Source organism: Azotobacter bryophylli (genome assembly GCF_042643485.1).
Taxonomy (GTDB): domain Bacteria; phylum Pseudomonadota; class Gammaproteobacteria; order Pseudomonadales; family Pseudomonadaceae; genus Azotobacter; species Azotobacter bryophylli.
In genome coordinates, this window is record NZ_JBHRSJ010000023.1 from 15,366 (window position 1) to 24,594 (window position 9,229).

General features: G+C 68.4%; 7 protein-coding genes. 4 read left to right on the plus strand and 3 right to left on the minus strand.

The annotated features are described in order from the left end of the window. Window positions 1–2: 2 nt before the first annotated feature. From ACFOJE_RS12640 to ACFOJE_RS12650, 3 genes are read right to left on the minus strand one after another with little or no spacing between them, the layout of a single operon-like run. Window positions 3–1,610, minus strand: coding sequence for a carboxyl transferase domain-containing protein (locus ACFOJE_RS12640; protein WP_377814720.1), 1,608 nt, complete (start codon window positions 1,608–1,610; stop codon window positions 3–5). Between the two features lie 7 nt (window positions 1,611–1,617). After that, window positions 1,618–2,370: a class I SAM-dependent methyltransferase gene (locus tag ACFOJE_RS12645; protein WP_377814722.1), complete on the minus strand. Its 753-nt coding sequence runs from the start codon at window positions 2,368–2,370 to the stop codon at window positions 1,618–1,620. Between the two features lie 9 nt (window positions 2,371–2,379). Beyond that, complete coding sequence (locus ACFOJE_RS12650; protein ID WP_377814723.1) at window positions 2,380–3,543, minus strand: isovaleryl-CoA dehydrogenase; 1,164 nt, start codon at window positions 3,541–3,543, stop codon at window positions 2,380–2,382. Between the two features lie 284 nt (window positions 3,544–3,827). Between ACFOJE_RS12650 and ACFOJE_RS12655 the strand changes: the two genes are divergently transcribed. From ACFOJE_RS12655 to ACFOJE_RS12670, 4 genes are all read left to right on the plus strand, one after another. Then, entirely contained in the window at window positions 3,828–5,510 is a 1,683-nt protein-coding gene (locus ACFOJE_RS12655; RefSeq protein WP_377814724.1) for an AMP-binding protein, read from the plus strand. 263 nt (window positions 5,511–5,773) lie between these two features. After that, window positions 5,774–6,571, plus strand: a complete 798-nt coding sequence (locus ACFOJE_RS12660; protein WP_377814725.1) for a PP2C family protein-serine/threonine phosphatase — start codon at window positions 5,774–5,776, stop codon at window positions 6,569–6,571. 15 nt (window positions 6,572–6,586) lie between these two features. Continuing rightward, window positions 6,587–8,287 carry a protein kinase domain-containing protein gene (locus tag ACFOJE_RS12665; protein ID WP_377814726.1) on the plus strand — a complete coding sequence of 567 codons (1,701 nt, stop codon included), beginning with the start codon at window positions 6,587–6,589 and terminating at the stop codon, window positions 8,285–8,287. Between the two features lie 52 nt (window positions 8,288–8,339). Next, entirely contained in the window at window positions 8,340–9,191 is an 852-nt protein-coding gene (locus ACFOJE_RS12670) for an FHA domain-containing protein (protein ID WP_377814727.1), read from the plus strand. Window positions 9,192–9,229 lie beyond the last annotated feature (38 nt).

Genomic DNA, 9,229 nt, shown 5'->3' on the forward strand with positions numbered 1-9,229 from the left:
TCTCACATGCGGAATACGCCGAACTGGCTCGGCTCGATGGGGGCATTCAGGCTGGCCGAGAGGGCCAGGGCCAGCACTTCGCGGGTCTGCGCCGGGTCGATCACGCCGTCGTCCCACAGCCGCGCGCTGGAGTAGTAGGGATGGCCCTGGCGCTCGTACTGCTCGACGATGGGCCGCCGGATCGCTTCCTCCTCCTCGGCGGACAGCGCCTGTCCGCTGCGTTCGGCCTGTTCGCGCTTGACCTGGGCCAGCACGCCGGCGGCCTGCTGGGCACCCATCACGCCGATCCGCGCGTTGGGCCACATCCACAGGAAGCGCGGGTCGTAGGCGCGCCCGCACATGCCGTAGTTGCCGGCGCCGAAGCTGCCGCCGACGATCACGGTGAACTTCGGCACCTTGGCGCAGGCCACGGCGGTGACCAGCTTGGCGCCGTGCTTGGCGATGCCCCCCGCTTCGTATTTCTGCCCGACCATGAAGCCGGTGATGTTCTGCAGGAACAGCAGCGGGATGCCGCGCTGGCAGGCCAGCTCGATGAAATGCGCGCCTTTCTGCGCCGCCTCCGAGAACAGAATGCCGTTGTTGCCGAGGATGGCGACCGGATAGCCGTGCAGGCGGGCGAAGCCGCAGACCAGGGTGGGGCCGAACAGCGCCTTGAACTCGTCGAACTCGCTGCCGTCGACCAGGCGGGCGATGATCTCGCGCACCTCGAACGGCTGCTTGGCGTCGGCCGGGATCACCCCGTACAGCTCGCTGGCGGAATACAGCGGTGCGCGCGGTTCGTCGGCTTCCAGACGGCCGAGCTTGCGCCAGTTGAGATTGGCCACGCAGCGGCGGGCGATGGCCAGCGCGTGGGCGTCGCTCTCGGCGTAGTGGTCGGCCACCCCGGAGGTCTTGCAGTGCACGTCGGCGCCGCCCAGGTCCTCGGCGGACACCACTTCGCCGGTGGCGGCCTTCACCAGCGGCGGGCCGGCGAGGAAGATGGTGGCCTGCTCGCGCACCATGATGGTCTCATCGGCCATCGCCGGCACGTAGGCGCCGCCGGCGGTGCAGGAGCCCATAACGACCGCGATCTGGGGAATCCCCATCGCGCTCATGTTGGCCTGGTTGAAGAAGATCCGCCCGAAGTGCTCGCGGTCGGGGAACACCTCGTCCTGGCGTGGCAGGTTGGCGCCGCCGGAGTCCACCAAGTAGATGCACGGCAGGCGGTTCTCCCGGGCGATGGCCTGGGCGCGCAGGTGCTTCTTCACCGTCAGCGGGTAGTAGGTGCCGCCCTTCACCGTGGCGTCGTTGGCGACGATCATGCACTCGACACCCTCGACGCGGCCGATACCGGCGACTACCCCAGCGGCCGGTACGTCCTCGCCGTACACCTCGAAGGCGGCCAGCGGCGAGAGTTCGAGGAAGGGCGAGCCGGGATCGAGGAGGGTGTCGATGCGCTCGCGAACCAGGAGCTTACCGCGCGCGCTGTGGCGCTTCTGCGCCTCTCGGCCGCCGCCTTCGGCGATGCGGGCGAGGCGGGCGCACAAATCCTCGACCTGGGCCAGCATGGCGTCGCGGTTGGCGGCGAAGTCGGGGCTGTTTCTATCCAGGGAACTGGTCAGGATGCTCATGTTCACCTCAGCTCGGCGTGCCCAGGTAGGCGAGAGTTTCGTAGTCGAAGCGCACGCGGCCCCCTTGCTGGTGGCGCTCGAACAGCGCCCGCAGGCCTTCGCGCAGCGACAGGTAGCCCGGCTCGTCGGGGCCCGGCACGTAGGACGTGGAATGCAGGCGGGCGAGCAGGGCCTCCCAGTCGTATTCCAGCGGATTGGCGAAGGCCAGCAGGCGGCAGCCTTCCGGGCCGAAGAAGTGCGCGAGCACGGCCGGATGGAGGTTGCGGTGCTCCACCTGGGCGTAGTCGGTGCCGTACTCGCGCAACAGCGCCTCGTAGCCGCGCATGAAGTCGCTGCTGTCGGAGAGGCGGTCGTTCCAGACCAGGGCGATCTGCCCGCCGGGGCGCAGGATGCGCAGGAACTCGCGGCGGGTCGCCGCGCGGTCGAACCAGTGGAAGGCCTGGCCGACGACGATCAGTCCGACGCTGGCCGATGCCAGGCCGGTGGCCTCGGCGCGACCGTTGCGGATCAGAACGCCGGGCTGGCCGGCGAAGCGGCGTGCCGCGGCCTCGCGCATCGCCGCGTTGGGCTCGACCGCATGGAGCGGGTGGCCGCGCTCGACGAAGGGCTCGCCGAGCAGGCCGGTGCCGGCGCCGATGTCGGCCACCACCGCCGACTCTGCCAGACCGCGGCACAGCCGGTCGATCAGGGCCCGCGGATAGCGCGGGCGGCCGCGGTCGTAGGCGGCGACCCGGCCGGTGAAGCGTTCGCTGCTGTCCATCGGGCTTCCTCAGCGGGTTTCCTGGAAGAGTTCGCGGCCGATCAGCATGCGGCGGATCTCGCTGGTGCCGGCGCCGATCTCGTAGAGCTTGGCGTCGCGCAGCAGGCGCCCGGTGGGGAAGTCGTTGATGTAGCCGTTGCCGCCGAGGATCTGGATCGCCTGCAGGGCCATCTGGGTGGCGGCCTCGGCGGTGTAGAGGATCACCCCGGCGGCGTCCTTGCGGGTGGTCTCGCCGCGGTCGCAGGCCTGCGCCACCGCGTAGAGGTAGGCGCGGCTGGCGCCCAGCTGGGTGTACATGTCGGCCACCTTGCCCTGGATCAGCTGGAATTCGCCGATGGCCTGGCCGAACTGCCGTCGCTCGTGGATGTAGGGCAGGACCACGTCCAGGCACGCCTGCATGATGCCGACCGGGCCGCCGGACAGCACCACGCGCTCGTAGTCGAGCCCGCTCATCAGTACTCGCACGCCGCCGTCGATCTGGCCGAGGACGTTTTCCTCCGGCACCTCCACGTCGTCGAAGAACAGCTGGCAGGTGTTGGAGCCGCGCATGCCCAGCTTGTCGAACTTCTGGCCGCGGCTGAAGCCCTTCCAGTCGCGCTCGACGATGAAGGCGGTGATGCCGTGCGAGCCCTTGTCCGGTGAAGTCTTGGCGTAGATCACGTAGGTGTCGGCGTCCGGGCCGTTGGTGATCCAGGTCTTGCTGCCGTTGAGGACGAAGCGATCGCCCTTCCGCTCGGCGCGCAGCTTCATGGAAACCACGTCAGAGCCGGCATTGGGTTCGCTCATGGCCAGCGCGCCGACGTGCTCGCCGGAGATCAGTTTGGGCAGGTAGCGGGCCTTCTGCGTCGGATTGCCGTTGCGGTTGATCTGGTTGACGCAGAGATTGGAGTGGGCGCCGTAGGAGAGGGCGACCGAGGCCGAAGCGCGGCTGATCTCCTCCAGGGCGACCACGTGGGCCAGGTAGCCGAGGCCGGCGCCGCCGTACGCTTCGGGCACGGTGATGCCCAGCAGGCCCATCTCGCCGAGCTTGCGCCAGAGGTCGGCGGGAAACTGATTCTCGTGGTCGATGGCGGCGGCGCGCGGCGCCAGTTCGGCAGCGACGAAGGCGCGTACCTGGTCGCGGAGCATGTCGATGGTTTCGCCGAGGGCGAAATTGAGGCTGAAGCAAGTCATGGAACCACCTTGTCTGTCTTGTTGTACCGGTGCTGCCGACTTGGCGGGGCGGGCCGGAGCCACCCCGAGCGGCACTGTCTCGCCTTGACGCGGCTTGGTTCGCCGGTCATTGCTTATGGGGTCGTCAGGTGCCTTGGCATCCTTGTTTGGTCATTACCTTTACGTTAACGTAAAGCCGTCTTCGGCCGACTGTCAACCCGTTCCAACGGCACGAGGGGCACGAGGAAGTCTGATGATGTGAAGTAGTAGTACGCCCGATAACAACTATAAGACCGAGGGATTCTATGAACCTTCCGAGTTACACCTGCGGAGCGCAGGACAAACCGCTATTGGCCATGACCATCGGCGAGGCGTTCGACCGCACGGTCGCTCGCTACCCCGAGCGCGAGGCGCTGGTCGTCCACCACCAGGGATTGCGCTACACCTGGAGCGAGCTGGCCGAGGCGGTGGATCGCTGCGCCCGTGGCCTGCTGGCGATCGGCATGCGACCGGGCGAGCGCCTCGGCATCTGGGCGCCGAACTGCGCCGAGTGGTGCATCGCCCAGTTCGCCAGCGCCAAGATCGGCGTGATCCTGGTCAACATCAACCCGGCCTACCGTCTCGGCGAGCTGGAGTTCGCCCTCAAGCAGTCCGGTTGCCGCTGGCTGATCAGCGCCGACACCTTCAAGACCTCCGACTACCACGCCATGCTCGCCGAGCTGCTGCCGGAGCTCGCCGGCGCCTCTCCCGGCGCCCTGCAGAGCCCGACATTGCCGAAGTTGCGCGGCGTGATCAGCCTCGGCGGCCAGCCGGGCGAGGGCATGCTCGGCTGGCGGCGGCTGCAGGAGTTGGCCGAGCGGGTCGGCCCCGAGCAGCTGCGCGAGTGCGGCCGGCGGCTGCAGTTCGACGAGCCGATCAACATCCAGTACACCTCGGGCACCACCGGCTTTCCCAAGGGCGCCACCCTCAGCCATTACAACATCCTCAACAACGGCTACCTGGTCGGCGAGAGCCTCGGGCTGACCGAGCGCGACCGGCTGGTCATCCCGGTGCCGCTGTACCACTGCTTCGGCATGGTGATGGGCAACCTCGGCTGCCTGACCCACGGCAGCACCATGATCTACCCGAGCGCGGCCTTCGATCCGCTGGCCACCCTGCGCGCGGTGGCGGAGGAGCGGGCCAGCGCGCTGTACGGGGTGCCGACCATGTTCATCGCCATGCTCGACCGGCCCGAGCGGGCGGACTTCGACCTCACCAGCCTGCGCACCGGGATCATGGCCGGCGCGACCTGCCCGGTGGAGGTGATGAAACGGGTGATCCGCGAGATGCACATGGCCGAGGTGCAGATCGCCTACGGCATGACCGAGACCAGCCCGGTATCGACCCAGACCGGCCCGGCCGACGACCTCGAGCGTCGCGTCACTACCGTCGGGCGCACCCAGCCGCATCTGGAGAGCAAGATCATCGACGAGCAAGGGCGGGTCGTGCCGCGCGGGCAGATCGGCGAGCTGTGCACCCGCGGCTACAGCGTGATGCTGGGCTACTGGAACAACCCGGAAGCGAGCCGCGAGGCCATCGACGGTGCGCGCTGGATGCACAGCGGCGACCTGGCGGTAATGGACGAGGAGGGCTACATCAGCATCGTCGGGCGCAACAAGGACATGATCATCCGCGGCGGCGAGAACATCTATCCGCGGGAGATCGAAGAGTTCCTCTACAGCCACCCGGCGGTGGCCGACGTGCAGGTGGTCGGCGTGCCGGACGACAAGTACGGCGAGGAGATCGTCGCCTGGGTCAGGCTGCATCCCGACCGGGCGGTGGAGGCCGAAGCGCTGCGCGCCTACTGCAAGGAGCGCCTGGCCCATTTCAAGACGCCGCGGCACATCAAGTTCGTCGACGACTTCCCGACCACCATCAGCGGCAAGGTGCAGAAGTTCCGCATGCGCGAGATCAGCGCCGCCGAACTGGGGCTCGCCCCCCAGCATTGAGCCGGCGCCGTGCCGTCACGCTCCGTTGCCGCGCTCCGTCCGGCGCGCGGTGCGGAGCCTTGATCGCGGATATTCCGGGATTCCGGCAGGCCGGCGTCCGCTGGCGGTCCGGTGCCGGTAGACAGCTATACCGGCAGCAACGGCATCGAGTCGTTGTGCCAAGCAATCGGCAACTTGGCCGGCCGCTCCCGGATATCATCGGCACTTTGCCGATGCCGCCTGGCGATCGCCCCCTCACTGCCTCATCGAGAATCCCCCGCCAGATGCCGAGCAAGACGCCTTCTCCTCCCGCTCTGGTCCATGCCGCGCTGACGGTCGTGGGCCGCGTGCGCCAGCACAACGAAGACGCGCTGCTCTGCCAGCCGCGCCTGGGCCTGTGGGCCGTCGCCGACGGCATGGGCGGGCACCGGCGCGGCGAGGTGGCCAGCGCCCTGGGCCTGGAGACCCTGCGCAAGCGGATCGCCCGGGGCGACGACCTGCTCCGGGCGATCCACTGCGCGAACGAGGCTATCCTGAGCGCGGCGAAGGAGGAGGACGGCAGTCGCGGCATGGGCACCACCCTGGTCGCGGTACGCTTCCAGGGAGCCGATTTCCAGCTGGCCTGGGTCGGCGACAGCCGCGCCTACCGGGTCGGCGCCGGCTCCATCGAGCAGCTGAGCCGCGATCACAGCTGGGTACAGGCGATGGTCGACGCCGGCCGCATGAGTCCCGAGGAGGCCGGCCGGCATCCCCGGCGCAATGTCGTCACCCAGTGTCTCGGCCAGGAGGGGCTTGATCTCGACGTGGATTCGTTGGAGGGGACGCTGGGCCGCGACGAGCTTCTGCTGCTGTGCAGCGACGGGCTGACCCGCGAGCTCAGCGATGCGCGCATCCAGGAAGTCTGCGCCCGTGCCGGCACGCTCGAGGAACTGGTGTCGGAGCTGGTGGACACGGCCAACCGCATGGGCGGCAACGACAATATCTCCTGCATTGTGCTGGGACTGGCTCCGTCGTCGTCTGAATCCCTGCCCGAGCGGCCGCGCGGCTTCCTCGACAAACTGTTCAAACCCGCTAAAACCTGATTCGGCGCCCCATCCATGAGCGACAGCGCACTCGAAATTCCCGGCTACACCCTGCATGGCCTCCTGGGCAAGGGCGGCATGGCCGAGGTGTATCTGGCCACCCAGGAATCCCTGCGACGCAAGGTGGCGATCAAGGTCCTGAGCAACATCGAGGACCGGGCCTACATCCTGCGCTTCATCAAGGAAGGCCATCTGGTCGCCTCCCTGCATCACCCGTCGATCATCACCATCTACGACATCGACCAACTGGCCGACGGCCGTTATTACCTGGCCATGGAATACCTGTCCGGCGGCGATCTGACCCGCCACAAAGGCGAAGTCTTCGAGCCGGAGCGTGCCCAGGCGATCATCCGCCAGATCGCCAGCGGCCTGCAGGTGGTGCACGACAAGGGCCTGATCCACCGCGACGTCAAGCCGGCCAACATCCTGTTCCGGGCCGACGGCACCGCGGTGCTGACCGACTTCGGCGTGGCCAAGGACGTCGATATCGACAGCGAGCTGACCCATTTCGGCATCGCCGTCGGCAGCCCGGCCTACAGCAGCCCGGAGCAGGCGCAGTGCGAGCCGCTGGATGCGCGCAGCGACATCTACAGCCTCGGCGTGATCTTCCTGGAGATGCTCACCGGCAGCAATCCGTTCCGCGGCGGCAGTTACACCCAGACGGTGATGAACCATCTGCAGATGCCGGTGCCTGAGCTGCCCCAGGCCCTGGCGCCGCTGCAGGGCGTGCTCGAGTGCATGCTGGCCAAGGAGCCGGCCGAGCGCTTCTCCGATTGCCGCGAGCTGCTGGCGGCGCTGGACGAGAGCGAAGCCCACGACCTCGGTAAGACCCGCATCTCGCCCACCGCAGCGGCGTCCCGGACGGACGGCACCAAGCGGCGCGGCCGGCTGCTGCCGATCTCCCTCGGGGTTCTGCTGCTGGCCGCCGCCCTGGCCAGCGGGGGCCTTTACCTGCGCCAGCAGATGCGGATCGACGACCTGCTGGCCCAGGCCGAGTTGCGCCTGGGCCAGCACCAGCTGGTGGAGCCGGTGCAGGACAGCGCCGAGCACTACTTCCGCGAAGCGCTGCGCCTGGACAGCGACAACCCCGAGGCGCTGGCCGGCCTAGAGCGGGTGCGCCAAGCCCGCATCGACGACTGGCTGGCGCTCGGCGAGCAACGCCTGGCAGAGGGCCGTCTGGTGGCACCGGCCGACGACAACGCCGATTTCTACTTCCGTCAGGCCCTGGCCCTGGAGGACGGCAACGCCAGGGCGCTCGACGGCCTGCAGCGGGTGCTCGAGGCCCGAATCGCCGGCAACCTGGCGCGGGCCGAGCAGCGCATCGCCGAGCGGCGCCTGCTGCAGCCGGAGGAGGACAGCGCCGTGCATTACTACCGGGAAATCCTCGGCTGGGTGCCCAATGAACCGCAGGCCCTGGCCGGTCTGCAGCGCATCGCCGCGCTCTTCCGCGACCAGGCCAACGGCGCCTACCGGCGCGGCAACTTCCCCGAGGCGCTGGCGATGATCGAGCGCGGGCTGCAGGTGCAACCGGAGGATCCCGAGCTGCTGGCCATGCAGCGCGAGCATCGCCAACTGCTGGCGTCCGCCCGGGCCGAGAAGTCGGCCCGGGCGCGTCGCGCCGCCGCTATTCCTGCCAAGGCCAGCGAGCCCGAGCTCGAAGAGGCCCCCCAGGAAAATCCCATCAAGCGCGTCTGGAACAACCTGTTCGGCAACTGACCGGCAGCGCCGCGGACACGGCGACTGCAGACAAGAAAAGAGTTCACTGCCCATGCTCAAGCTGCATTTCAAGGACAATCGTCAGGCCCCCATCTGGCTGGTCGAGGGACGCTTCACCATCGGCACGGACCGGCGCAATCACCTGGCGGTCAACGACCCCGGGGTCGGCGCCTTCCATGCCGAGATCAGTCACCGCGACGGTCAGCACTACCTTTCCGACTGCAACAGCGCCAGCGGGACTTTCGTCAACGAGCAGCGCATCACCAGCCAGTATCAGCTGCGCTCGGGGGACTGGTTGCGGCTCGGCACCCTGGAGCTGCAGCTGCTCGCGCCGAGCCAGCCGCGGCCGATGGTCGGGATGGGCGCCACCGTGCGCTGGTACCTGCAGGTGCTCTCCGGCGAGCAGGTGGGCAAGAAGTTCCAGATCCAGCCCGGCAGCATGAGTCTCGGCCGCTCGACCAAGTGCGAGCTCTGCTTCAGCGATCCCGAGCTGTCGCGCCGGCATGCCGAGTTCTTCCTCAAGGACAATCTGCTCGAGATCAGGGACCTGGCCTCGGTCAACGGCGTCTTCGTCAACCAGAAGAAGATCAACACGGTCCTGTTGCAGCCCGGCGACCAGGTCCGCACGGGCTCGGTCACCCTGCTGGTGATCGGCCCCAGGGTGGAAGTACCGCAGCCCGAGGACGAGGACGCCACTCTCTTCGTGCCGATGGTCGATCTGCTCAAGCCGACCAGACCCAGGTCCTCGGGCGCAGACGTGGCCAATCCGCTGCGCGCCGCGGCGCAGGCCACTGCGGCTCCGACGCCGGAAGCCGGGACGGGGAGCGCTCTGCCATGGGCGGTCTGGGTGGGCGGCGGGGCACTGGCGATCGGGCTGGCGGTAGCGGCGGCACTCCTGCTGTAGCGAGCGAGTCTCCCGCTTGTTGCAATCCAGTGGCCCGC

Excerpts from the sequence above, each read along its gene's own strand:
- ACFOJE_RS12640 (WP_377814720.1), bottom strand. The coding sequence starts at position 1,610 with ATGAGCATCCTGACCAGTTCCCTGGATAGAAACAGCCCCGACTTCGCC.
- ACFOJE_RS12645 (WP_377814722.1), bottom strand. The coding sequence starts at position 2,370 with ATGGACAGCAGCGAACGCTTCACCGGCCGGGTCGCCGCCTACGACCGC.
- ACFOJE_RS12650 (WP_377814723.1), bottom strand. The coding sequence starts at position 3,543 with ATGACTTGCTTCAGCCTCAATTTCGCCCTCGGCGAAACCATCGACATG.
- ACFOJE_RS12655 (WP_377814724.1), top strand. The coding sequence starts at position 3,828 with ATGAACCTTCCGAGTTACACCTGCGGAGCGCAGGACAAACCGCTATTG.
- ACFOJE_RS12660 (WP_377814725.1), top strand. The coding sequence starts at position 5,774 with ATGCCGAGCAAGACGCCTTCTCCTCCCGCTCTGGTCCATGCCGCGCTG.
- ACFOJE_RS12665 (WP_377814726.1), top strand. The coding sequence starts at position 6,587 with ATGAGCGACAGCGCACTCGAAATTCCCGGCTACACCCTGCATGGCCTC.
- ACFOJE_RS12670 (WP_377814727.1), top strand. The coding sequence starts at position 8,340 with ATGCTCAAGCTGCATTTCAAGGACAATCGTCAGGCCCCCATCTGGCTG.